Genomic DNA, 25,090 nt, shown 5'->3' on the forward strand with positions numbered 1-25,090 from the left:
TTTCCTTCAACCTCCAAAAATATTAGAAATATTTTTGGGGTTCAGAAAATACGTAGTATTTTCTTCAACCTTCGTTATACCATCAATTATTTATATCATACTTCCCAATATTAATAAAGTTATTTTCTTATAAGTTATAATAATATATATAAAAGTTATCTTTTTTTCAAAAAAGAGGAAAGAGAAATAAAAAGATTTAAGCAAGTATCTAAGAATAAAACAGTAATAAACGGATTAAAACGAATAAATTAGAAATTAAAATACTTATAAGGTGATTTAAGTATCAAATATGGCTTTGTGTTACAGCTTCAAAATGACATTTAGGGCACCTATTACTTTTCTAATGCTCTTACTCAAAACCTATTTTATATCAATACAAAACTTAAACTATCAAAAGATTTTAGAAAAATGTTAAAATACCCTTTTCATACAGAGGAAAGAGAAATGACAGGATTTAAACTCAATTCAAATTATAAACCATTAGGAGATCAACCAAAAGCAATAAATTCGCTTGTAAATGGTATAAATGATGGATTAAAGCATCAAACACTACTTGGAGTTACAGGATCCGGAAAGACATTTACAATGGCAAATGTGATTAAAGAGATAAATAAACCTACATTGGTCATGTCACACAATAAAACACTTGCTGCACAACTTTATGAAGAATTTAAAGAATTTTTCCCTGAAAATGCTGTGGAATATTTTGTAAGTTATTATGACTACTACCAGCCGGAAGCATATATTCCCCACACTGATACATTCATAGATAAAGAAGCCAGTATAAACGATGAAATAGACCAGATGAGACACTCAGCAACACAATCACTACTTTCAAGGGATGATGTGATAGTAGTTTCAAGCGTTTCATGTATATATGGTATTGGATCTCCTGAGGACTATGGAGATCACTTGTTGCATATGAGAGTTGGAGAAACGATGGAACGAGAGGAAATATTATCAAAACTCGTCCATATACAGTATGAAAGAAATGATATAGATTTTACAAGGGGAAAATTTAGAGCAAGAGGAGACGTAATAGAAATATTTCCAGTTCACGGTTCACTTCCTGTAAGGATAGAACTCTTTGGAGATGAGATAGATGGAATATCTTATATAGACCCTTTGAGGGGAAATGTAGCCAAAAAAATAGATAGAATAACTATATTTCCTGCAAAACACTTCGTTATTTCTGACAGTAAAATGCAGAAAGCATTAAAAGACATTGAAATGGAATTGGAAGATAGATTAACTATTTTAAGGTCTCAAAACAAACTACTGGAAGCACAACGCCTTGAACAGAGAACAAGGTTTGATATGGAAATGCTTCAGGAAATGGGATACTGTCCTGGGGTTGAAAATTATTCACTTCATTTAAGCGGTAGAAAATGGGGCAGCATGCCTCACACTCTTATAAAATATTTCCCAGAGAATTTTTTAACAATAATCGACGAATCCCACGTTACAGTACCTCAAATTGGGGGAATGTATGCTGGAGATCGCGCACGTAAGGATTCACTTGTAGATTATGGATTCAGGCTCCCGTCAGCCCGTGAAAACAGACCTCTTAACTTTGAAGAGTTTGAGAGTCTAATGAATCAGGTTATTTATGTTTCTGCAACTCCTGCAAATTATGAACTCGCGAAAAGTCAGAATACTGTAGAGCAGATTATAAGGCCTACAGGGCTCATTGATCCAAAGGTGATAATAAAACCAGTTAAAGGGCAGGTAGATCACCTTTTAGGGGAAGTTCAAAAAAGAATTAAGAAAAATCAGAGAATTCTGGTAACTACATTAACCAAAAAAATGGCAGAAGACCTTACAGATTACTATGCAAAAATTGGAGTTAAAGTGAGGTACCTCCACTCAGAAATAAGCACATTGGAACGTATTGAAATTATCGATGACCTCAGACGTGGTGAATTTGACTGTCTTGTGGGAGTAAACTTACTCAGGGAAGGGCTGGACCTTCCAGAGGTATCTTTAATTGGAATTCTTGACGCAGATAAAGAAGGTTTCCTCCGTTCTGAAACATCACTTATACAGACAATAGGACGGGCTGCAAGAAATGTAGAGGGTGAAGTAATTATATACGCTGATGAAATCACAAAATCTGTAGAATCCGCAGTTAAAATAACTAACAATAGAAGAAAACTGCAGATTGAATATAATAAAAAACACAATATAACACCAAAAACTGTGGTAAGATCCATCAAGGAAAAAGAGAAAAAGGATAAAATTGAATTAATAGATGATATTGAAAATATGCCAAAAGATGAAGTTCGCTTACTTATTAAGGATTTAGAGCATGAAATGACTTTAGCTGCAAAGAAACTTGATTTTGAAAAAGCTGCAAAGATTAGAGATAAAATCAGCATTCTAGAAGGGGTTTCAAAGTAATGAATACAAAGAAAGATAGTATAACTATAAAGGGTGCAAGGGAACACAATCTTAAAAATATAGATGTTACTTTACCAAGGGATAAATTCGTTGTAATTACAGGGCTCAGTGGTTCTGGAAAATCATCCCTTGCATTTGATACAATTTATGCTGAGGGACAGCGGAGATATGTGGAATCTCTCTCAGCTTATGCAAGGCAATTTTTAGGGCAGATGAAGAAGCCGGAAGTTGATTATATTGAGGGACTTTCGCCTGCCATATCTATTGACCAGAAAACCACTAAAATGAATCCAAGGTCAACAGTGGGAACAGTAACAGAAATATATGATTATTTAAGGCTTCTTTACGCAAGAATTGGTACTCCACACTGTTACAACTGTGGAAAACCTATATCACAACAGACTTCGGGCCAGATTGTGGATAATATTTATAAAGAAGAAGAAAAAACTAAAGTGCAGATTTTAGCTCCTGTTGTTAAAGATAGGAAAGGAGAGCACCAGAAAATATATGAAGACCTTCAGAAAAAGGGATTTGTAAGGGTAAGGGTCGATGGTGAAGTTTTAAGCCTGGACGAAAATATCGATCTTGATAAAAATAAAAAACATACAATTGAAGTCGTTGTAGATAGATTAATCATAAGATATGATGTTGATTTTAAAAGAAGACTCGCCGATGCAGTTGAAACTGCCCTTGAACTTGGAGACGGCCTCATGGTTGTACTCTATGAAAAAGATGGTGAAAAGGAAGAAAAAGTATTCAGTGAGCATTTTGCATGTACGGACTGCGATATAAACTTTGAAGAGATAAGTCCAAGGACATTTTCATTTAACAATCCCCATGGGGCATGTCCTGAATGTAATGGGCTTGGAAGCAAGATGGAAATAGATACAGACCTGGTAGTACCGGACAGTACTTTATCACTTGAAGATGGAGCAGTCCTTCCATGGAGTAAATCCAAAAATAAGGATAATTATTACCACCAAATGCTTAAAGCAGTCGCTGATCACTATGGATTCAGTATGGAAACTCCTTTTGAAGAATTACCTAAAAAATACCAAAATTTAATTCTTTATGGGTCTTCTGAAAGAATAGATTTTACTTTCAGGCGGAAAGGCAGGGTACACCATGTAAAACGGAAATTTGAAGGTGTGGTAAAGAGAATGGAACGTCTCTTTATAGATACCAAATCAAACTACATGCGAAGTTATATTGGGCAGTTTATGAGTGATAGAAAGTGCCCTGCATGTAATGGGACCAGATTGCGCCCTGAAAGTAGATCTGTGACCGTAGGTGATAGAACCATAACTGCAGTGGTTGCAATGCCTATAAAAGAGTCATATAAATTCTTTGAAGAACTTGAACTTACTGAGATGCAGCACTTCATTGGAAAAGAGATCTTAAAAGAGATAAGGGAACGTTTAAGATTTTTATCAGATGTAGGGCTTGATTATATTACACTTGATAGATCTTCTGGAACACTTTCTGGGGGTGAAGCCCAAAGGATCCGCCTTGCAACACAAATAGGTTCAGGTCTGGTAGGGGTTCTTTATATACTCGATGAACCGAGTATTGGTTTGCACCAGAGGGACAATGCACGACTTATTGAAACTCTGAAAAAACTGAGGGACATTGGAAATACCCTGGTAGTTGTAGAACACGATGAAGAAACCATACTCTCTGCAGATTATGTTGTGGATATAGGCCCTGGAGCAGGTGAACATGGTGGAAGGGTTACAGCAATGGGAACTCCAGTTGAAATAATGAATAATCCTGATTCTATAACTGGAAGATATTTATCCCGGAGTGAAACCATAGAGGTTCCAAAAGAACGTGCAAAACCTACTGGAAAATTCATTACTGTAAAAGGTGCGAGACAGAACAACCTCAGAAATATAGATGTAAAAATACCTCTTGGTGTCTTTACATGTGTTACGGGAGTTTCTGGCTCTGGGAAGAGTACCCTTGTAAATGACGTGCTTTATAAAGGTCTTTATGGAGAATTTAATAGGAAACCAGTAACAACTGGAAAACATGATAAGATAAATGGAGTTTCCAATATTGATAAGGTAATTATAATTGACCAGTCTCCAATTGGGCGTACTCCGAGGTCGAATCCAGCTACTTACACTGGCGTATTTACCTATATCCGGGAAATATTTGCTGAAACTCTTGCATCTAAAAAGAGAGGTTATAAACCAGGTAGGTTCAGTTTCAATGTAAAAGGCGGACGATGCGAAGCGTGCAGTGGTGATGGAATAATTAAAATTGAGATGCACTTTTTGGCAGATGTATATGTGCCGTGTGAAGTGTGCAAAGGGAAGCGTTACAACAAGGAAACACTGGATGTGAGGTACAAAGGTAAAAATATTGCAGATGTGCTGGATATGACAGTTGAAGAGGCAGTTCACTTCTTCAGAAATGTTCCACGTATACAGAAAAAACTTCAAACCCTTGATGATGTTGGGCTTGGTTATATTAAACTTGGACAGCCTGCAACAACACTTTCAGGTGGGGAAGCTCAGCGAGTAAAACTTTCAAAAGAGTTAAGCCGCCAGAGTACTGGTAAAACTCTTTATATACTTGACGAACCAACCACAGGACTTCACTTTGCAGATATTAAAAAGCTTCTCCAGGTTCTTGGTAGATTGAGGGATTCTGGAAACACAGTCCTGGTCATAGAACATAATCTTGATGTTATAAAAACAGCAGACTATATTATAGACCTGGGCCCTGAAGGAGGGGATGAGGGAGGTCTTGTTATTGCAGAAGGTACTCCTGAGGAAGTTGCATTAAGTGGTACGTATACCGGAGAATTTTTAAACGAGATTTTAAATGGAAAACCCCTCATTTCTTCCATTGAATCAGATGATGATGTAATTTCAGAGGGGTCTTCGGGTAACAAGTAAATTTAATCTGCAGTTTATAGAATATTCTAAAAAGTAAATTTACTTTTTTTTAACTTATTTTTTCATCTCAAACTTCTTTTTTTTGGCTTATAAGTTTGTATGATTTGCTTAAACACGCATAATAATCTATTAAAACTAATAGTTTTATTAATGAAGGTTTCTAATATAAACACTAAATTGTGTCAGTGATAAAAAGATCGAGCGATATGGGGCAACAATGAAATTACGAGAGAAAACACTGGTACTCCTTGGAATAACTATAACATGTTCTATTATTGTTATGTGCATGGCTTCAAATGTTGTTTTAATGGGAGGATTTCAAACACTTGAAGAACAGAACACACTCCAGAATATTCAGCTAGCTACAAATGTGCTTTCAGGTGAAATTTCTGATTTAAATAAAACTATTAATGACTGGGCAGTCTGGGATGACACGTATATTTTCATACAGAATCATAATTCAAGATATATACAAAGTAATCTTTTAAATTCTACTTTTACTGGTTTGAAACTTAATCTGATCATTTATGTTGATAATTCCGGAAATATTGTCTATGGCAAAGAATTCGATCTTCAAAAAAAGGAAGAAAAACCTGTTTCTGAAGGTATTAAGAAGTATATATCTAAAGATAATATTTTACTGAGTTCTCAAGATGGTGTAAAAGGGATCATCATGCTTCCAGAGGGACCGATGATAATTGTTTCACACCCTATTTTAACTTCAAATGGAGATGGTCCCAGTAAAGGGACATTAATCTTCGGCCGATATTTAAGTGATGTTGAAATTCAGCATTTATCTGGTGAAATACAGTCTTCTCTTACATTGATTAGTTACAATGATTTCAATATACCTGCTGATTTTCAAACTGCACGCGAATCAATGTCTCAAAGTTCCCCATTTTTTATTAAACCAATAAATGATAGTTATATTGCAGGTTATGCTCTCATAAATGATATTGATGGAAAACCTGCATTTATTCTAAAAACGGAAAGGCCAAGAGGTTTTTATAAAGAATATCAAAATACACTATCTTATTTTATTACATCCCTACTAATAATATGCTGTTTTCTTGCTGTAATAACCCTTATTTATCTGGATAGGTCTATTCTCTCTAAATTATCTAGATTTAGTAAGGATATTTCTATTATAGGTAAAAAAGGTGATCTCTCTACGCGTATACTTGCTGATGGGGAAGATGAACTTTCATCTTTAGCAGAATCAATTAATGGCATGTTATCAAGAATAGAAACGTCACAGGATCAATTAAAAAAATCAGAACTGGAATTCCGTTCTTTAGTTGAATTAGCTAATAACTCCATTGTTTTAACAGATAGCGCTGGTAAAATTATGTTATGGAATAGAAGTGCACAGCGCATGTTTGGATACAGTGAAAATGAGATTTTAGGAAAGCCAATTTCAATTCTATTTCCAGATGAATACCATGAATCTTACCAGAAAGTGATGGATAACCCATATAACTCTGCTAATTCTCAAAATATGGGAGTAATCTATGAGTCGTATGGATTTAAAAAAGATAAAAGCAGGTTCATGCTGGAAATTTCACATATTTCATGGAAGATAAAGAATGAAAAGTTTTACTGTGCAATTATAAGGGATATTACTGATAGTAAACAGGCAGAAAATGAAATTAAAGAATCATTAAGAGAAAAAGAAGCGCTGTTAATGGAAATTCACCACAGAGTTAAAAATAATATGCAGATAATTTCAAGTCTGCTGTCCCTTCAAAGCAGGTATATAAAGGATAAAGACGCATTTGAAGTTTTTAAAGAAAGTCAAAATCGTGTTAAATCCATGGCAATGATTCATGAAAGGCTTTATAATTCTAAAGGACTTGCAAAAATTGATTTTGCAGGATATATTAAGAATCTAGTAGATGATCTGTTTGGTTCTTATGGAGTTAATCAGGATGATATTAAGATCGACATCAGTGCAGATAAGATTTTTTTAAATGCGGATACTGCAATACCTGTTGGTCTTATAATAAATGAACTTGTAACTAATTCTTTAAAATATGCTTTTCCAGCTGAAAATAGTGATCATGAAAAGAGCAGGATATACATAAAATTTCACAGGAATAATAAAAATATGTTATTAGTTGTGGGGGATAATGGTATAGGGCTTCCAGAAGATGTAGATTTACAACATTCAGAAACACTGGGCTTACGTCTTGTACGCTCATTAGTAGACCAAATTAATGGGACAGTTGAACTTCACAGTAACGGCCAAACAGAATTCCGAATTATTTTCACCCAAATTGAGCAGAATAGTCCAGTAACCAGCTAATTATATTAAATTTTAGGAATGACATTTATTCTTAATTTTATGCTTTTTTAAGGCCCTATCAATTTAATTAAGATATTAAATCACTGATTTTTAAATAACCAAAAATAAATTATGTCTTTAGATACATAGTATGACTATCTTATTTAAATGAGGGGGATGTTATTTGCCTGAGGAGGTAATCTTATAGGTCAAAATAAGAATAGCAAAGTATTTTTAGTTAAAACTAAAGATAGATACTCGGGAATAAATAATTTAATGGATCATTTTAAAATAGATGAATTTTCAGGGGATAAAGTTGCATTAAAATCTAATTTTAACAGTGCTGATCCGTTTCCAGCTTCAACACACATCGATACACTTCATGCAATTATTAAAAAACTGAATGAATCTAATGTCTCGGATTTAACTTTAGCCGAACGTAGTGGAATGGGTAACACCCGCAATGTCCTTGAGAAAATGGGAGTTTTTGAATTATCAGATAAACTCGACTTTGAAGTCGTTGTGCTCGATGAAGAAGATAAAGATAAATGGGTGAAGGTTGAAAAAGAAGGAACTCACTGGGTTAAAGGGTTTTATATATCAAAAATATTTCTGGAATCTGATAAAGTTGTCCAGACGTGCTGTCTTAAAACACATAGATTTGGGGGCCATTTTACATTATCACTTAAAAATTCTGTTGGAATCGTTGCAAAAAGACTTCCTAACGGTTTATATAATTATATGGCTGAATTACATGTGTCTCCCTATCAAAGACTTATGATTGCTGAAATTAACAAGCACTACAATGTTGATCTGATCGTTATGGATGCTATACATGCTTTTATAACAAAGGGACCTGAACAGGGAGAAGTTGTGGAGCCAAATCTTATTCTTGCATCCGCTGATCGAGTAGCAATGGATGCAGTAGGGGTTGCAATTCTTAGAAATTATGGTGTTAAGACTGGTATTAGCAAAGGCCCAATTTTTGAGCTGGATCAAATTCAAAGAGCTGCAGAGTTAGGAATAGGAGTTAAATCCGCGCAGGAAATTGAATTAGTCCCATTAAACGATGAGAGCGACGGCGATGCAGAAAGCATAATGAAAATACTTGAAGAATAGATCTTTTACTTTTATATTTTAAAATTATATTGGGAGTATTTATCATATGCCTGATGCTCGAGATGATAAAATAAGATATTATCAAGATAATTTAATTATAGAACCACATAGGCCCAATTTAAAAGAGAAACTTTTCTTTTTACTTTCAGGGATAATAGTTAGTATTCCTATAACCCTTCTTTTTGGATCATTTACAAGAAATTTTTTAGATGTTTTCCCTTCTTTTTTTGCCAGTCTAATTTCAATAATTATTTTCACTCCCTTTATTGAAGAGTTTGCCAAAGCATATCCCTTATTTTATAGACATGGTGAAACTGAAAGATCCATTTTTATTTTAGGGTTCCTGGTTGGTCTAGGATTTGGTATAACAGAATTTGTACTGTATGTATTTGTACTTAATATACCTGTAATAGTAAGACTGCCTGGAATTTTATTTCATGCATCAGCCACGTCTATAGTTGCATATGGTATTGCAAAAAAGCAGCCTTTAAAATTTTATTTAATTGCTGTTGGTTTACACATCTTGAATAACTTTTCAGCAATGATTGAAACGGGAGATATTGGTATTATTGTAGCCAATATTGGTGCTTATTATCTTTGTTTGAGGTTTTATCTTAAGACTACTGAGCAGTTTATTGATGGTAGTTATTTCGTTGATTAACGATTAAAAATAGATATTACAATAAAATATAGTTAAATTAAGCTTATTAAAACTAAAAAAATAAAATATAATTTAAAAAAATTAAGTTTATGAAATAATGATTTTCATGAATTTAATTTAATTATTCTACTATTTCAGCAAAACCAAAGTTTCTTCTTATAGAAGTGATTTTAATTTTAACTTCATCGCCTATTTTAGCGCCTGTTACAAAAACAACAAATCCTTCTATTCTTGCGATTCCATCGCCGTCTCTTCCAAGATCTTCAATTTTAACATCGTATTCTTCGCCTTCGTTTAAAGGAGAAGAAGAATTTCCTCTATTTGAGTAATTATCTCTTCCGTAATTATTATTAAACAATTCATCACGTCCTAAATACGGCCATATAAATGACCTGTAATACAGTTTGATTTATAGGTATATATAGTTATGCTATTTTTTAAATTTAAAAAGAATTTTAGATAATTACAGGCGGTTATAACTGCAGTATATTCTAAAAATTTAACATTTTTATTTTCATAAAATTATTCTAAAAATATATGGTATTTTGAAGATTTTAGTTAATTTAATGCTGTTTTTAAGGCAGTATAATTAAAATTAGAAAATTTATAAAAAGAAATATATTTGAAAAATTCAGGTAAATTATTTTAGATTAGATTAGTAAAGGCTATTATTTCCTGTTGCATAACAGAATATTCCCAGTCCCCACGTTTTCTGCTTCAACTTCCCTTATTATAGTCACAATTGCTTCTACTGGTAATCCCATTATTTTACTTGCACTTTCTGCAATAGTTTTTACAAGTTCTTCTTTTTGTTGTTTTGTTAATTTAGGTCCTTCTATTGTAATTACAGGCATGATATCACTCCTTAAATTTATTGGGTAATTGTTTATTTTTAATGCTTAAATATTTATAGAGAATTTATTCTTTCTTTGAACTTTTCAAGCTCTTTTTTTACATGTTCTTTAGATACCATTGCTGGGCCGTATATGCCAATAGAAGGAAGCACTTCAAGACCGGTCACTTCAAGAATATTGTGGGTTATAAATTTAAAGATATCATTTAAATCGCCGTGGGGACCTTCAGAGGAATATACTTCTTTAGGTGCACCTGTTGTAAAGGATAGCATCGCTTTTTTACCTCTTAATAAACCTGTATCATACATCTTTCCTTCAGCTATATTGTGGACAACTCCAGGCAGGAATACCCTGTCGAACCAGCCTTTTAAGATTGCAGGGGGTGATGTCCACCATACTGGGAACTGGAAAATTATCATATCTGCCCATTTTATTTTCTTTACTTCGTCTTTGATGTCCTGAGAAAGTGATCCTGTTCCGACTGCATTTACCTGTTCCATCATTGGATTAAATTGCTCAGTATTTTGCCTTTGCGAAAAATCATTTTCGTCAAGGACTGCTTTAAATCTCATCCCGTATAAATCTGATATTTTAACTTCATGGCCATTATCCCTTAATGTTTTAGCTGTAATGTCTTTCATAACTCCATTTAGAGAATTTGGCTCAGGATGTGCAAAAATAATAAGTACATTCATACTATCAACCTCCTTTTTTAATATTTTATGTACCTAAAAATTTAAATTCTTTTTGATGCTTATTAATAATAGCTGCATTTTAAAAAGAAAATAAGAAATTAAATGGACATTATAAAAATCAAAACTCTGTTTAAATAGTTTAACTTAAATTAAGAATATTGTCCAACTGTTGTAATTAATGAATAATTCTATGGTGGTTATAATTGCCTGAAACTAAGTCTAACGAATGCTTTTCAATATCACTGGAAGATATATCTTCTAAAATTCCGGATGATGGTATTAATATAAGAGACTTCCTCGATTTAATGGGTGATCGTGGGGGGTTGATTATATGCTTAATTTTAGCAACTCCTTTTTTAATTCCAGTATCTATTCCAGGATCCAGCATACCTTTTGGACTTGGAATTATGTTTATTGGAATAAGCAGGATTTTTAACAGGTATCTAATACCTAAATTTATTATGGAATATGTACTGCCGAAGGATACTCTCTTGAAGATACTAAATGGAACCATGACGGCTTTAGGAAAAGTAGAAAAGTATATTAAGCCCCGCTTTTTAGTATTGAGTAAAGGCCCTGCAATAAGTCGATTTAGTCTTTCTCTAATGGTATTTACTTCGTTTTTACTTATGCTCCCCTTACCTGTACCATTAACAGACAGTTTGCCGGGATATTCAATCTTTTTTTTAGTCTTAGGTATCCTTGAACACGATGGCTACTTCATTTTAGCAGGATATATACTGACCAGCATCACCACTATTTACTTTAGCCTGATATTTTTGTTTGGCTATGCTGGAATAACCTTTGTTTTATCCCATTTTGGGATATATATGCCTCAATTTTAGTTTTGGAGTATTTTCTAAAATAGATGAACATCCAAACGGTCCACACCTAATAGAATTCCTGCAAAACCTAAACATCCAAAAAACCACTCAAGAAATATATAAAACGATTAAAAGTTTACTGTGAATTCACAGGCAAAACACCCACACAATTAATGGGAGAAGCAGAAGAAGATGAAGAAAACAGAATAAGAATGAAAAACAGACGAATCAAAAAAAAATATTACAAGCTACTTAGTATACCTACGAGAACTAAACAGAAGCCCCAATTACATAACAAACTTAATAGTCACAGTAAAAAGTTTCTACAGCGAATACAAAATAGAATTACCAAGAATACGCTGCAACCTAAAACAGGAAGAACAACTAATAACAACTGAAGATATCATAACCAAAAAACACATTCAAAAAGTTCTAAAATACTGCAACACCAAATTCAAAGCAATAATCCTTCTAATGATGTCATCTGGAATGGGCACATCTGAAATACGACATCTAACTATCAACGATTTTATAACAAGTCAAGTAATCGCCATAAAAGAATCATTTGAGGAAAAATTAGTTGAAAGAGATGAACAAACCAAACTATTATTGTGGTTGGCTGAAGTGCTTAACGCAGACCCTGAACTTGCAGAACAGTTTAAAAAATCAGCTATAAAATATAATATAAAATAAATTATATTATTTTTTTTATTTATTAGCGAAGATAAATCCACTATTCCATGTACATCATGTACAAAATGTACACCATGTACATAATATTTTTATTCTAATTTTAAACAGAATTAATCATTTTTTTCACTAAAAACCTTGAATAATATTACTTTTTAACTAAAAAACCAAAAAACTAAATGTTTTACGGTACAAATAAAATGAAGTAAATAAAAATTAAATTAAGGAGGTAAAATGATGGAAAATATGCAAGAAAAGAAAAATATACCCCTTTTAGGTGATGATTTCCCTGAAATGAAAGTACAAACCACCTATGGAATGATGGAACTCCCACAAGAATTTTCTGGAAAATGGTTTGTCCTCTTTAGCCACCCTGCAGACTTCACACCTGTCTGTACAACAGAATTCGTTGCATTCCAAAAAAGATATGATAAATTCAAAGAACTGAACTGCGAACTTATAGGTCTAAGTGTGGACCAGGTCTTTGCCCATATTAAATGGGAAGAATGGATAAAGGAAAATCTTGACATAGAAATCCAATTCCCAATAATAGCAGACACTGGAGCAGTAGCCCAAACATTAGGCCTTATCCACCCAGGAAAAGGGAGCAACACTGTAAGGGCTGTTTTTGTTGTAGACGGCCAGGGAAAAATAAGAACAATACTTTATTATCCACAAGAACTTGGAAGAAACATGGATGAAATCTTAAGAATTGTAGAAGCCATGCAAATATCTGATGAAAACAATGTTGCCATGCCTGCAAACTGGCCGAAAAATGAAATATTAGATGACCATGTAATTGTTCCACCAGTTCCAACTGTACCAGCAATAAAAGAACGATCTAAACAGGCAAAAGAAGAAGGATTTGAGTGTTTTGATTGGTGGCTTTGCCATAAAAAGCTGTAGATTTTAATTTATTTTACTTTTTTTAAAATATTTATTTAAGCGAAAATACATCCAACCAGTTATGTACATCATGTACATTACAACTTTCTTTCATCTTTTGAAAATTGAAATAGAAAAAAAATATTTGAGTATATAAAAATACACCAAATATATAACCTATAAAATTTTTAATATATTACCATCCGGTTCTTTCACGGCAGAATAATGTTATTCCATTTTACAATCCCAATCATATGGAATAATATCATTGTTAATAGGATTAACCCGCCTCTCATCTACATCTTCAGGATCATAAAAGAGAGAAGGCATTCCTATCACGACAGATATTTCATTACCTACATTTTTGGTGCCGTGAAAGATTCCTGGAGGGATATAAACTATGCGGGGATATTTTTCACCCATAAATATTTCATTAGTAACTTTATATGTAGGTGAATCTTTCCTATAATCATATAAAGCAACTTTTACCATTCCAGTGACACATATCAAGTGATCTTCCTGCTTAGAATGAAGATGCCATCCCTTAATCATTCCAGGATAAGAATACGAAGCAATAAATTGCTTAATGTTCTGTGCTTTCAATTCTTCATCATCTAAACGAATGAGTTCAGTTAAAAATCCTCTTTCATCACTGAATAGCTTTGTATCTTTTAATACAACACCATCAATGAGTTCTTCACCATAAAAACCAGGTATATTCTGAACTCTTGGTCTTTCTAACTTATTGAAATCTTCTATACTTTCTATACTTTCTATTTGCATGTTTTCACCTCTTTTTCATACATCCATGATAATGGATCTTTACCGTCTTCAAACATAGCACCATAAGGTTCAAATTTATCAATATCATTAACAGTGCAGAAATGCATTCCATCGTTTGATCCTGTCATCATCAATGGTTTAGCTTTTTTTAGATCCCAGGAACCATCCTCAGGGTTGTAAACATTGTCATCTATCTCTAGATGTACTACTTTACCCATGATTAACAGATAAGGAATGCCATTATAATCCTCTTCATATATGTTGTGTAGTTTACATTCCATCCATGCATAACAGCCTTCAATCCCTGGTGCTTTAACTTTTTGGGAAGGTCTTTCTTTTAGATCCGCAAGTTTAAATTCGTTAATATTAAATGGTACATGCATAGCCGTTGGTATTACTTTATCCGCCATATCTGTACCTGGCATGTTGATAACGAATTCTTCTGTTTCTTTTATATTGACAAAAGTGTCTCTCATTTTTGCTGATGCCACACAAATCAGATCAAATGGACGTAAAATTGACATAACACACGAATAAGGGGCTATGTTATTAATGCCATTTTTACTAACTGTAGAAATAAATGATACTGGCAATGGTATCAGCGACTCTCTCTTAAAATTTTCTAAGATCATATTACCACCATTACTCCTTATATTTCCACCTATATAAATATTAGCTTTTTATTAAATAGTATTACATAATTAACAGAATATTTATAAAATTTATTACTGAATGTAGACAAAATAACCAATTAAACACCAAAAAAAACAGGAATAATAAAAAAAATAATTTATAAAAAAAATTCCTTCTTATTTTATCCAATTACATCATGTACATAGAACTTTTAATTTTGAAAAACTTTATTTTATTTATATTTTTAATTAACTAATATTAACGAAGATATATCTGACTTCCTATGTACACAATGTTCATTTTGTACATAAAAGAGTAGTTTTATATTTTTTTATTTGATTTAAGAAGATTTAACTAAAAAAATGATGTGTATACGTCTATTTTAGTTAAAATAATTATTTAATATTTTCTATTAATTTGTTATAGTAAATAATATTATATTAAAATTGATAATTATCTTTATAAATAAAGGAAAATTCAAAAATGAAACAAAAAATTGTAATATTAGGAATTACATTGATAACAGCATTCTTGTTAATGGGATCTGCATCAGCAACAACATTCACATTACTTGATAATGATTTAGATTTAAGTTATTCCAATAGTGCTTATACTTTTAATATTTATTTTAATCCTTATTGTGGTTATGTTTCAACATATGGATACAAACAAATATCCTCAGTAAAAATTACAGATATTTACGGCTCTTCAAAAACATTAATACAAAATGTTAATTTTAGAAATATTAAAAATAGTTATGGTTACTCTGCTTCTATTGATCTAGATAAAGATAAGCTTGGATTATCTTCATTAAAAAGAGTAGATGTTAATTTTGTTAAACAGCCTGATTTAAGGATAGCTGCAATTAAAAGGAGTGGTAATTATTATTATGTCACTGTGAAAAATTATGGTGATGCTACGGCTAGAAGTAGTTATTTGGGTACTTCTGTTTATTCTCATAAAACTGTAAAGACGTATATTCCTTATTTGAAATCTGGGCAGTATAAAACAGTTAAATTATACGTTAAATCGTATTATTCTAAAACATTTAAAGCGGATTGTACTAATTTGGTTAATGAGATATACGAATATAACAATATTAAATATGCATATTAACTCTTCTATTTTTTAGGCCATCATTACTGTCTATCATAACTAAAACAATGTCTTAATAAATATTTTATTATTTTATTTTATAAAATAATTTTAACATATTTCCTTTTTCTAATTTATTTTAATTTAAAAAGAATTAAAGTTAGTGTAGAATAAAAGCTCTCAAGCTTGGTTTAAAACTAGATCTTTTATTGGTAGACGTAAAATAGAGAAAATTATCAAGAGCGGATTTAGTTACCCGATATTTTCGGATAACTGACATGCTCTTTTTTTCAAGGAATACATACAAGGTAATGTATCATGTGCAAGGAGTGGGCTGAATATTCATTTGAAAATAATAGGTATTGGTCACTATCTGGGGATTAGTGACCAAATGGAACTTTTTATGATACAGTTAGATAGTAGTTCCTCATGATTTATATACCTTTGCATGTCGGAATGTTGGATATTAAAAATACAAATGCTGCAAATAATCTTTATTTTTTTAAAACAGGGAGAAATATGATGAATATGTCCATAGTTTTACTTTCTAAAAAATAATTTAACATTTAATTAAGGAGTTATATTCAGCTACATGTCAAAAATAGGATATAACAAACTTTAAATAATTAAACGTTTACATTATAATGCATATGATTGGTTTGATAGTTTAATCAGTGTACATAGAATAATAATAAATTTTTCGCTCATGTTTGATGTGAAGTTCAAAATGTTAATTTAAAGTTAATGGGACTTGTAATTAACATAATTAAAAAATTTAAACAATATTTACTTTAATACAACACATTATTTACGCACAAGATCATGGACATGAGCAAATTTTTTATATTATTATTCCTCCCTATTTTATTTAGATTTTAAACAAATAGTAGTTACTTAAATGACATTTAAGGCATAAATATTGATATTACGTTCATCACGCCTGTTATACTAACTCTATATCCTAAAATTTAAATATAGATTTAATTCAAAAATAAGGAATATTTAAAGTTAATTTTTTAATTAAGATATAATTTTGCTTCTATATTAAATAATTACGATTTAATCAAAGATTAAAAAATAAATTAACACTTATAATATTTTATTAATCTATTCTAATGGTGGGAAGACGCACATAGATGAAGTCTTTTTCTTTAAAATCTTCCCACAGGTTGAAATTAATTTATACTTAATTTATACTTTTGCTTTTTTAGAATATATGTAAAAACTTATTTATGCTGAAATTGCGTTTTAATATTTTAAAATTATAAACAGATTTAAAGCTTTAATTTTAAGAATAAATCCTATTTAGTTTAAGCATATTTACAGTGTTAATTGTGAGTTAATTAATCCATTTAAGTTATGCACGATCTTTTTAATAATATTAATTATAAAATTAATAATCGTATATTGGAAATTAATATGGAGAAGCAGGAGTGAATTGAATGAGCAAAATAGGAGTTTTAATAGGACCAAAATTTGAAGATGTGGAATATATTAAACCCTCAAAATCTTTTAAAGGAAAGGGGCATGAATTAACGCATATAGGATTAAAAGGTGGACAAACAGTAGAAGGGAAAGAAGAAAAAACAAAAGTCGTCGTTGATAAATCTGCCGGAGATGTATCAGTAAATGATTTTGATGCGATCTTTATTCCAGGCGGATGTTCTCCAGATAAATTAAGAGAAGATGAGAATGTAGTGGAGTTTGTGAAAGAATTTGTTGAAAGCAATAAGCCAGTTTTTGCAATCTGCCATGCTCCTCAGCTTTTAATTACAGCCCAGGTTATTGAAGGACGAAAAGTAGCAGGGTGGAAATCTATTGTTCAGGATATTGAAAATGCTGGAGCAGAGTATGTAAACGAGGAAGTTGTTGAAGATGGCAATATAATTTCAAGTCGCGGACCTGATGATATTCCTGCATTTACTGAAGCATCTCTTAAAAAATTGGAATAATTAATAACTGGTCACAGTGCTTAAAATAAGTAAAATTTTTTTATTTAATTTTTAAAATTAACCTATTACATCATACCTTAAAATTAAAAAGTAGGAATTATTTTATAACTGGAATTACTTAAATTAAATTGGATGTCTAGACATACTTGACTAATTTTAGAATCCATCAAAATCAGCCATAGAGTTTCTAAATTTTCAAGGTCTAGATATCCTAGCCTAAAATAAATATAATAATTAAATTAATCCCCATCTGAGAAAATAGACATTCCCATTACTATCTGGCCGTTAGTATCACGTATGGGTACAGAACTACTAATTACTACGCTTTTTGTACCGTCTTCCTTTGAAATGATGATCTTTTCTTCTTCAACTTCTTCGCCGCTTGTAATAGAACGTGTTAATGGCCAGTCTTCAAGTTCATAGGGCCTCCCATCAGGGTGGGAGCAATTATAATAGCAGTATTCTGCAAGTTCTTCTATCTCTAAACAATCATCCCAGATATCTTCCAATTTTTTATTTTTAATAAGAGGTTTACCTGAAGAGGCTTCTACGATTAAAATTCCAACGGATAAATTGTTGATTAGAGAATTCAGTTTTGATCTTTCTATTTCTACAGTTTTGAGTGCATCAATCAATTTATTTTCTACATTTTCCCTTTCTTCAATTTCTTCCTGCAGTTTTCTTTCTGTTTCAAGCAGTTCTTTTTCATGCCATTCAATCAGCTCTCTCTGATCTTTATGGCTTTTCATTAATTCTTTTTCAGTTTCTTTACGTTCAATGGCGTAAGAAATTGAACGAGCCAACAACCGACCGTCGATCTGTCCTTTAATTAGATAGTCCTGGGCACCTTCACGAACAGCCTTAACAGCGATATCTTCATCATCAAATCCACTCATTATTACTATAGGTAACTCAGGGGTCTGATCATAAGTTCTAATAAAAGTATCAAATCCCCAGCTGTCAGGTAAATTTAAATCAAGGAGTAAAACATCAAAGGTGTCATTAAAAAGACTTTCAAATCCATTTTTAAGTCTATCAACATGATTCAATTCAAACGAGATATTTGGTGTTTCTTTTAACATTTCCCGTATGATTACAGCATCTTCTCTGTTATCTTCTATTAATAAAATTTTGATAGGTTTACTATTCATATTTCCGCCTCCGTAACTGAGACAAGTGCATTATATAAATATGTTTAGTGTAATTTTGTAATATTTGTAATAATTTATAATTTTAATATTTTTATTTAAATAGGAACTGATTAATGAATTATTCTGATAAATACATTAGATCTCAAACTTTTAGTTAATATGTGGAATATTCATCATGTAGTCTGGAGAAGATCAATGCCAAAGTAATTATATCCTGTCTGTTGTGCTCAATAATTGGAACTAAAGGCCCAATATTTTGAGTTTTAATATAAGTCTTATAGAATGCAGGCACTAATCCACTGGGTACGTCATCTATTCGTTCTATACCAAATAAATGGTTTTCAATTGTTGTTAACTGGCAGTTTGGTAATTTATCACTCCATGTACGCCGTGAAAAGTGAAGTAAATCAAAGTGAGGCATGTTTAAATTCTTTTTAATGCCGAAATATTTCATTCTGTTTCGAATATAAGGAATATCAAATGTCTGCCCATTAAATGTTACAAATACACTTTCATCTTCAACATGAGATGAGAAAGCATCTAAAACTGCACTTTCTTCCCCTACACTCCGTGACAGGTACTGGTTTACGCATATTTCATTTCCATGAAGCTTGGCAACCCCTAAAAGGATTATTGGAACGTTACTAAATCCTAGAGTTTCTATATCTAAAAAGATGAAATCCTCATCATTAGAAAAACTAGATGAAAATAAGGACATAGGGTGTGATTTTGGGTAACATTCTGAAATTCTATCAGATATGTAGCAGTTGTTACAGCTGTCAATGATCTTTAATAAATTAGATGCTTCTCTGCCAAACCTTTCATGTTCTACCAGGTCTTCGACAGTTTTGTACCCTTCATTTTGTAATTTTAGTTCCCTTGATGCTCCAATTCCGTTTAATAGTTTTAAATCTGATAAAATTTTTTCTCTTGCTTTTTCCTGATTTAATGTATTAAATTTGAGAGTGGATTTATTTTCTATATCATAACAGGTACCACTATCTGTAATAATTTCGTTACCATCTATTAGATCCTCGAGTGCGATTCCATCATGATCATCTAACAGTTTTTCCTTTAATTTCTGGGCATTTTCGTATTCCATGTATTCATTTCCAAAAGTTTATTGTTCCTAATAATTTATGCTCTTATTGGAATTTTGGGCTTTTATACTTTTACATTTATCATATTTCAAACTTTATAAGTATATTGTTTTTTAATATTTTCAGCATAGAAAATACTATACATTGAAAATATTAGAGATTTTTGGAATATTTAATATTTCTAATACAAAAATGTAATTTTCTTAACGATTATATTAATCTGCAGATGAGTAAAATTTTTACATTACCTGTAATCAAATATAAGCAATATATTTTTAGTTTAGCAATATTTAAAGGAAATTATGGATTTAAAAGTTATTAATTTAAAATCTCACGGGTTCTATTGACTTGGCAAAGTTTAAATAGGAATTATGTAATATATTAGTTTGGATATGAATAGTATGATAAGTATTACTTATATGAAATGAGGGAGGAATATTATGGGAAGTTATAAAGATAACCATTTTTTTGGCAGTGTTAAAGTTGGTGAACGTGGGCAAATTGTTATTCCTAAAGAAGCCAGGGACAAATTTGATATTAAACCTGGGGACAGCCTGGTAGTCTTTGGAAAAGATAAAAACCAAAAGCTCATAATCGTAAAAGAGGATGTAATGAGAGATTTTGCGCTTAAAATACTGGAAGACTTAGACAGTCAATAGTGCTAATGTTATTTTTAGATAATGTGGCTTAATTTATTTCGATTTTTAAATATCTCCTATTTTTTTTAAATCTTTTTAATTTTAAATTCTGTGCTTTTTAGTTAAGTATAAATATGATATTTATAATTTATATGATTTAATATGAATTATATGATAAATATAATTTATATCGTAGACTAAATGGCCAGTTATAATTAAAAAAATAGTCTATTTTTAGCATTTTATTCAAAATATGTAACTTGTATGTGATGCGGCGAAATGTGTCTGGAAAAGGCAATCAAACTGGAAAATCAGCCTCTTTAAAAATGGATATAAAAATTAGTAAATGAATCCACATAAAGTTTAAATATGAATTGTATGAAATACATGATTGAACATATATTAAATGTTAAATGTGATCTATGTAAAATAAAGGAGAAGTATAAACATGGGAAATTATAAGGATCGGCATTTTTGGGGCAGTGTTAAGGTAGGAGAGCGAGGACAGATCGTTATTCCTAAAGAAGCTAGAGATAGATTTGATATTAAACCTGGAGATAGTTTAGTAGTCTTTGGAAGAGACAAAAATCAGAAGCTTATACTCTTTAAAGGAGATGTAATGAGGGACTATGCACTTAAAATACTTGAAAATTTAGACAGTCAAGATTAATATATTCTTAGGAGTGATACAGGTGAAAATAGCAGATGGAATAGAAATGATAGAATTACCTATGAACATGATGAGAAGAGAAAGCACAATTCGACCAACATTAATATGGGATGATGATACAGTTATCCTGGTTGATGCAGGAATGGCAGGTACTTTACCCGTCATCAAAAAAGCAATGGAAGATGCGGGCGTGCTACCCGAACGGCTTGATAAAATCATAGTTACACACCAGGATATTGACCATATCGGAGGTATTAAAGATATTCTTGACGAATTACCTGAAGTCAAAGTGCTTGCACATGAAGAAGATAAACCTTACATTAAAGGTGAAAAGAAACTTGTAAGAGTAAACGCAAAGTTTATGGAACGTATAAGCGATTTATCAGAAGAAGAACAGAAAAAAGTTTTGTATATATTTGAAAATACCAATGCACCAGTTGATATAACTTTAGCTGATGGGGAGGAACTCGCAGACTGCGGAGGAATTGTAGTCATTCATACTCCCGGCCATACACCAGGACATATATGCTTGTACCATAAAGCAACTAAAACTCTCATAGTTGGAGATGCAATGAATATCTCTGAAGGACAACTTGTCGGAACAAATAACTTGATTTTAACAGAAGAAGATGCAAAAACAGCCGCAGCTTCGCTTAAAAAGTTTGAAAAATATGATGTTGAGAATGTGATAACATATCACGGGGGTCTGTTTAACGATAACCCCAACCAGAAAATTAAAGATTTTAATAAAGATGAGGCGTAATTTGAATGTTTGATTTTAATTTAATTCTTATTCCTTTATTTGGATTTCTTATAGGCCTCTTCGTGTCCACTTTAGGTGGGGGCGGAGGAGGGTTGTATGTACCTGTTTTGACGTTGATTTTTGGCGTAACTCCGCAGGTGGCTGTGGCTACATCTCTAGCATCTGTTTTACCCACCACTGCTGCAGGTGCCTTAAGTCATTATCGTGAAGGTAATGTAGATATTCGTACAGGATTAATTTTAGGAATTGGCGGAATAGTGGGTACGGTAATAGGGGCATACATTGCTAATATGATACCTCCAGTGCTTTTAAAAAAGCTTTTAGGTGCTTTTATGTTAATAATGCTGATTCCAACACTAAGAAGTATGCTTAAAAGACGTAAAAACAAAAATGAAGTTAAAAAAGAATCTTCAAAACTTACTGGACCCAAAAGGATTATAGCCTCTCTTTTCGGAGTGGCAGGTGGAATACTGGCAGGAGGTTTTGGACTAAGTGGAACACCGCCAGTTACTGCAGGGCTTTATAGTTTAGGCCTGCCTGCCATGATGGTGGTAGGTACAACTATATTTGTACTCATCTTTAACTCTGTTACAGGTATAGGAACATATTTATTATTAGGAAGGCTTGATATACCTTTGGTACTCCTTCTTGGATGCGGATCAGTTGTAGGTGCCTTTTTAGGACCTAAATTGCTTAAAAAAATTAACCCCAAAAATTTTGAAAAAATCTACGGGCCTTTGACCATGGGCATCATGCTTATTTCAGGCGCAGCATTACTACTGACATGAAGTGGTAGTCTACATTGAATTTTGCCAATAAACTTGGTCAGAGAAACGAACAGTTTTATGTAGGTCACTTAATGTTTGATTTTAGTCTGATCCTTCATCATTTACTGGATTTATTATAGACCTGCTTGTAACAACTCGTGGAGGGGGAGTGGATCATTGTATGTGCCCATCTTAACCCTCCCGGTGTATCTGCAGGTGGGTGTGGCTACGTCGCTGGCAATGATACTTCCTACCACTGCAGTGCCTACAGCCACCGCCGCATGGGAAATACAGAAGTCTGTAAGGGATTTGGGAGTTGGAGGAATAATAGGTACATTAATAGGAGCATATGTTGCCAATATGATTCCATCTTACATTTTAAAGAAACTATTGGGTGTTCTTTTACTTGTAACTGCAGTTCCAATGATAAGAAGATTTTTAAATGAACATAAGCAGAACAAAAAGGATAATGAAAAAGTTGACAATAAAAATGGAACTAAAAAACACTTAATGGACCTAAAATAATTATAGCATCTTTGGAGTTGCTGGTTGGATACTGGCAGGAATTTTTGGATTAAGTGGAACAGGACCTGTTACAGTAGGGCTTTACAGTTTAGGCTTGCCTACTTTAATGGTGGTGGGTACAACAATATTTGTACTTGTGTTTAATTCAGTAGCAGGTATTGGTGGCTATTTTATGTTAGGCAGATTTGATCTGAGTTTAACACTCCTTTTAGGCAGTGGTGCAGTTATAGGTGCACTTTTAGGGCCTAAATTACTTTGAAGAATTGACAGGGCTATTATAAAGAGGTTTATACCACCAGTACTCATAGTTATTTCTATAATTTTTGGTATATCGCTGATACTTTAGTCAAAATAGCATTGTTCTGCCTAATTACTTTTTAAGTAAGCTTTATAAAAAAATTAATTAAACTGCAGAACCTATTTTTTATGGTAACCTGCTGCTTTTAATAAATCAATTGTAAAAAGATTATATCATTGATATTGCTAAAGCCAGTTTATTTAGACAGATATCACTTAAATAAAGCAGGTAATCCCATTTTGTTAAATTAATCCAAAAAGGATAAGTTTTATACATTATAGCTCTTAAATAAATTAATATTTGATGATTTCTGGAGAAAGAATATGGACCGTGATAACTTTAAAAAATATCTGTTTATAATAAACAGCGATAAGATCAGTAAATATCTAATGAATAGAATTAATGGATATGCTGTAATTTTATTTTTAGGTGCAATAATACTAAATATGGTGATATTTTTTTATTTTAACAGCTTGAATTTCCTTTCTAGTGTGGAAAACAGACTTGATTTCATGGTTTTTATTTTAACGGTTATATTGGTTGATGCTACCCTTTCATTATTGTCTTTTACATATATTCTGGTTATTAAAGAAGATGATAAAGGTTCAATGGATTTGAAGGGGACAGAAATTGTCAGTGATAAATCACCTGCTGAGATAAGTTACTTAATTAAAAACTGGAAAGATGGACTGAAAACTAAATCTGAACATCTACAAAACCAGAAAAAGAAGCTCTTAAAATACATCGATAAAATAGAGACTAGCAGTTTAGCTGAACAAGAAAAAACAGCTGATGAAGGAAAAATGCACACAAAAAGAAAAAATGATGTGCATAAAATGAAAAAGATGGATAGGAACAGTAGATTGCCTGTTTATATGATTGAGTCTAAATTAATGAAAATCAGCGACGATTTAAACGTTTTTGATGATAACCTGGAAGAACTTGAAAGTGATGAAATTAAATCTCATTTAAAAGAAGCTCTGAGTTTAAATGAGAACTTAAAAGACCTTGAAAACGAGCTGGTTGAAAATTTAACACTTTTAGAGTATTCTATGGAAGTATACAACTTCAAAACTCTAAAATTGATTGGAAGACTGTTTTTCCAGAGTTCAATATCTATTATTATGGGGTTTTTCATTTTAGGAATTTTAATATATTTACTGCCAAATCCTACTGTTTTAGGAGCCCTTCAAAGCTTTGGGAATATGCCTCTACAGTTAATCCTGCTTATTGCAACCATTTTCATTCTAGATGGGTCATGGTCATTCTTGAGGGCAATTCACTCCTTTTTCAATCTGTACATAAGGGATTAATGACTTAAATTTTATTTTTTTTTTAATATTTTGTGGTCATGATTTTAAATGTTTTATCTTTTGTTATGATTACCAAATTACATT

The 25,090-nt window shown here is 31.9% G+C and carries 24 protein-coding genes; 17 read left to right on the forward strand and 7 right to left on the reverse strand.

Annotation, left to right across the window (positions count from 1 at the left end):
- The first annotated feature begins 444 nt into the window (after positions 1 to 444).
- The 5 genes from uvrB to EJ01_RS15155 all read left to right on the forward strand — a co-directional run bounded on the left by uvrB (position 445) and on the right by EJ01_RS15155 (position 9,370).
- Positions 445 to 2,400: an excinuclease ABC subunit UvrB gene (gene uvrB / locus EJ01_RS15135; protein WP_048082557.1), complete on the forward strand. Its 1,956-nt coding sequence runs from the start codon at positions 445 to 447 to the stop codon at positions 2,398 to 2,400.
- Complete coding sequence (gene uvrA / locus EJ01_RS15140) at positions 2,400 to 5,306, forward strand: excinuclease ABC subunit UvrA (RefSeq protein WP_048082558.1); 2,907 nt, start codon at positions 2,400 to 2,402, stop codon at positions 5,304 to 5,306. The genes uvrB and uvrA overlap by 1 nt, the downstream gene beginning before the upstream one ends.
- Before the next feature lie 217 nt (positions 5,307 to 5,523).
- Positions 5,524 to 7,611 carry a CHASE4 domain-containing protein gene (locus EJ01_RS16795; protein ID WP_052376262.1) on the forward strand — a complete coding sequence of 696 codons (2,088 nt, stop codon included), beginning with the start codon at positions 5,524 to 5,526 and terminating at the stop codon, positions 7,609 to 7,611.
- 255 nt (positions 7,612 to 7,866) lie between these two features.
- Positions 7,867 to 8,709, forward strand: coding sequence for a DUF362 domain-containing protein (locus EJ01_RS15150; RefSeq protein WP_157197652.1), 843 nt, complete (start codon positions 7,867 to 7,869; stop codon positions 8,707 to 8,709).
- 46 nt (positions 8,710 to 8,755) lie between these two features.
- Positions 8,756 to 9,370 carry a PrsW family glutamic-type intramembrane protease gene (locus EJ01_RS15155; protein ID WP_048082560.1) on the forward strand — a complete coding sequence of 205 codons (615 nt, stop codon included), beginning with the start codon at positions 8,756 to 8,758 and terminating at the stop codon, positions 9,368 to 9,370.
- Between the two features lie 121 nt (positions 9,371 to 9,491).
- On the opposite strand, the gene EJ01_RS15160 is transcribed toward EJ01_RS15155, so the two are convergent.
- The 3 genes from EJ01_RS15160 to EJ01_RS15170 form a co-directional block, all read right to left on the reverse strand.
- On the reverse strand, positions 9,492 to 9,728 hold the full coding sequence (locus EJ01_RS15160; RefSeq protein ID WP_048082561.1) for a TRAM domain-containing protein: 237 nt from the start codon (positions 9,726 to 9,728) through the stop codon (positions 9,492 to 9,494).
- 310 nt (positions 9,729 to 10,038) lie between these two features.
- The gene (gene dmpI / locus EJ01_RS15165; RefSeq protein WP_048082562.1) at positions 10,039 to 10,224 is read right to left on the reverse strand and encodes a 4-oxalocrotonate tautomerase DmpI; all 186 of its coding nucleotides are present in this window, start codon (positions 10,222 to 10,224) and stop codon (positions 10,039 to 10,041) included.
- A gap of 53 nt (positions 10,225 to 10,277) precedes the next feature.
- A complete protein-coding gene (locus tag EJ01_RS15170; protein ID WP_048082563.1) occupies positions 10,278 to 10,919 on the reverse strand; it encodes an NAD(P)H-dependent oxidoreductase in 642 nt (213 codons plus the stop codon).
- 203 nt (positions 10,920 to 11,122) lie between these two features.
- On the opposite strand from EJ01_RS15170, the gene EJ01_RS15175 reads away from it, so the two are divergent.
- The 3 genes from EJ01_RS15175 to EJ01_RS15190 all read left to right on the forward strand — a co-directional run bounded on the left by EJ01_RS15175 (position 11,123) and on the right by EJ01_RS15190 (position 13,339).
- On the forward strand, positions 11,123 to 11,764 hold the full coding sequence (locus EJ01_RS15175; RefSeq protein WP_052376264.1) for an exopolysaccharide biosynthesis protein: 642 nt from the start codon (positions 11,123 to 11,125) through the stop codon (positions 11,762 to 11,764).
- A gap of 468 nt (positions 11,765 to 12,232) precedes the next feature.
- Positions 12,233 to 12,436 (forward strand): hypothetical protein, encoded by a 204-nt coding sequence (locus EJ01_RS15185; protein ID WP_048082565.1) that lies wholly within the window; start codon positions 12,233 to 12,235, stop codon positions 12,434 to 12,436.
- A gap of 231 nt (positions 12,437 to 12,667) precedes the next feature.
- Positions 12,668 to 13,339 (forward strand): peroxiredoxin, encoded by a 672-nt coding sequence (locus EJ01_RS15190; protein ID WP_211251456.1) that lies wholly within the window; start codon positions 12,668 to 12,670, stop codon positions 13,337 to 13,339.
- 207 nt (positions 13,340 to 13,546) lie between these two features.
- On the opposite strand, the gene EJ01_RS15195 is transcribed toward EJ01_RS15190, so the two are convergent.
- Together EJ01_RS15195 and EJ01_RS15200 are read right to left on the reverse strand one after the other, a co-directional pair.
- Complete coding sequence (locus tag EJ01_RS15195; protein WP_048082566.1) at positions 13,547 to 14,101, reverse strand: dTDP-4-dehydrorhamnose 3,5-epimerase family protein; 555 nt, start codon at positions 14,099 to 14,101, stop codon at positions 13,547 to 13,549.
- Positions 14,092 to 14,733 (reverse strand): flavin reductase family protein, encoded by a 642-nt coding sequence (locus EJ01_RS15200; RefSeq protein ID WP_048082567.1) that lies wholly within the window; start codon positions 14,731 to 14,733, stop codon positions 14,092 to 14,094. The genes EJ01_RS15195 and EJ01_RS15200 overlap by 10 nt, the downstream gene beginning before the upstream one ends.
- Before the next feature lie 484 nt (positions 14,734 to 15,217).
- Here EJ01_RS15200 and EJ01_RS15205 point away from each other — a divergent pair, with 484 nt between their 5' ends.
- Positions 15,218 to 15,850, forward strand: a complete 633-nt coding sequence (locus EJ01_RS15205; protein ID WP_048082568.1) for a CARDB domain-containing protein — start codon at positions 15,218 to 15,220, stop codon at positions 15,848 to 15,850.
- Between the two features lie 1,421 nt (positions 15,851 to 17,271).
- Complete coding sequence (locus tag EJ01_RS15210; RefSeq protein WP_048082569.1) at positions 17,272 to 17,781, forward strand: type 1 glutamine amidotransferase domain-containing protein; 510 nt, start codon at positions 17,272 to 17,274, stop codon at positions 17,779 to 17,781.
- 239 nt (positions 17,782 to 18,020) lie between these two features.
- On the opposite strand, the gene EJ01_RS16800 is transcribed toward EJ01_RS15210, so the two are convergent.
- Complete coding sequence (locus EJ01_RS16800; RefSeq protein ID WP_052376266.1) at positions 18,021 to 18,932, reverse strand: response regulator; 912 nt, start codon at positions 18,930 to 18,932, stop codon at positions 18,021 to 18,023.
- A 154-nt stretch (positions 18,933 to 19,086) separates the two neighbouring features.
- Positions 19,087 to 20,034, reverse strand: a complete 948-nt coding sequence (locus tag EJ01_RS15220) for a ribonuclease H-like domain-containing protein (RefSeq protein WP_048082570.1) — start codon at positions 20,032 to 20,034, stop codon at positions 19,087 to 19,089.
- 438 nt (positions 20,035 to 20,472) lie between these two features.
- Here EJ01_RS15220 and EJ01_RS15225 point away from each other — a divergent pair, with 438 nt between their 5' ends.
- The 7 genes from EJ01_RS15225 to EJ01_RS15250 all read left to right on the forward strand — a co-directional run bounded on the left by EJ01_RS15225 (position 20,473) and on the right by EJ01_RS15250 (position 25,006).
- Positions 20,473 to 20,691 (forward strand): AbrB/MazE/SpoVT family DNA-binding domain-containing protein, encoded by a 219-nt coding sequence (locus EJ01_RS15225; RefSeq protein WP_048082571.1) that lies wholly within the window; start codon positions 20,473 to 20,475, stop codon positions 20,689 to 20,691.
- 427 nt (positions 20,692 to 21,118) lie between these two features.
- On the forward strand, positions 21,119 to 21,340 hold the full coding sequence (locus EJ01_RS15230; RefSeq protein ID WP_048082572.1) for an AbrB/MazE/SpoVT family DNA-binding domain-containing protein: 222 nt from the start codon (positions 21,119 to 21,121) through the stop codon (positions 21,338 to 21,340).
- 22 nt (positions 21,341 to 21,362) lie between these two features.
- The gene (locus tag EJ01_RS15235; protein ID WP_048082573.1) at positions 21,363 to 22,103 is read left to right on the forward strand and encodes an MBL fold metallo-hydrolase; all 741 of its coding nucleotides are present in this window, start codon (positions 21,363 to 21,365) and stop codon (positions 22,101 to 22,103) included.
- Positions 22,104 to 22,108: 5 nt separating this feature from the next.
- A complete protein-coding gene (locus EJ01_RS15240; protein WP_048192899.1) occupies positions 22,109 to 22,891 on the forward strand; it encodes a sulfite exporter TauE/SafE family protein in 783 nt (260 codons plus the stop codon).
- A gap of 162 nt (positions 22,892 to 23,053) precedes the next feature.
- Positions 23,054 to 23,395 (forward strand): TSUP family transporter, encoded by a 342-nt coding sequence (locus tag EJ01_RS17890; RefSeq protein ID WP_245611234.1) that lies wholly within the window; start codon positions 23,054 to 23,056, stop codon positions 23,393 to 23,395.
- 94 nt (positions 23,396 to 23,489) lie between these two features.
- Complete coding sequence (locus EJ01_RS17895; protein ID WP_245611235.1) at positions 23,490 to 23,654, forward strand: hypothetical protein; 165 nt, start codon at positions 23,490 to 23,492, stop codon at positions 23,652 to 23,654.
- 362 nt (positions 23,655 to 24,016) lie between these two features.
- Positions 24,017 to 25,006 carry a hypothetical protein gene (locus EJ01_RS15250; RefSeq protein WP_048082575.1) on the forward strand — a complete coding sequence of 330 codons (990 nt, stop codon included), beginning with the start codon at positions 24,017 to 24,019 and terminating at the stop codon, positions 25,004 to 25,006.
- The last annotated feature ends 84 nt before the right edge of the window (positions 25,007 to 25,090 follow it).

Origin of the sequence: Methanobacterium veterum, assembly GCF_000745485.1 — an archaeon.
Classification (GTDB): domain Archaea; phylum Methanobacteriota; class Methanobacteria; order Methanobacteriales; family Methanobacteriaceae; genus Methanobacterium_D; species Methanobacterium_D veterum.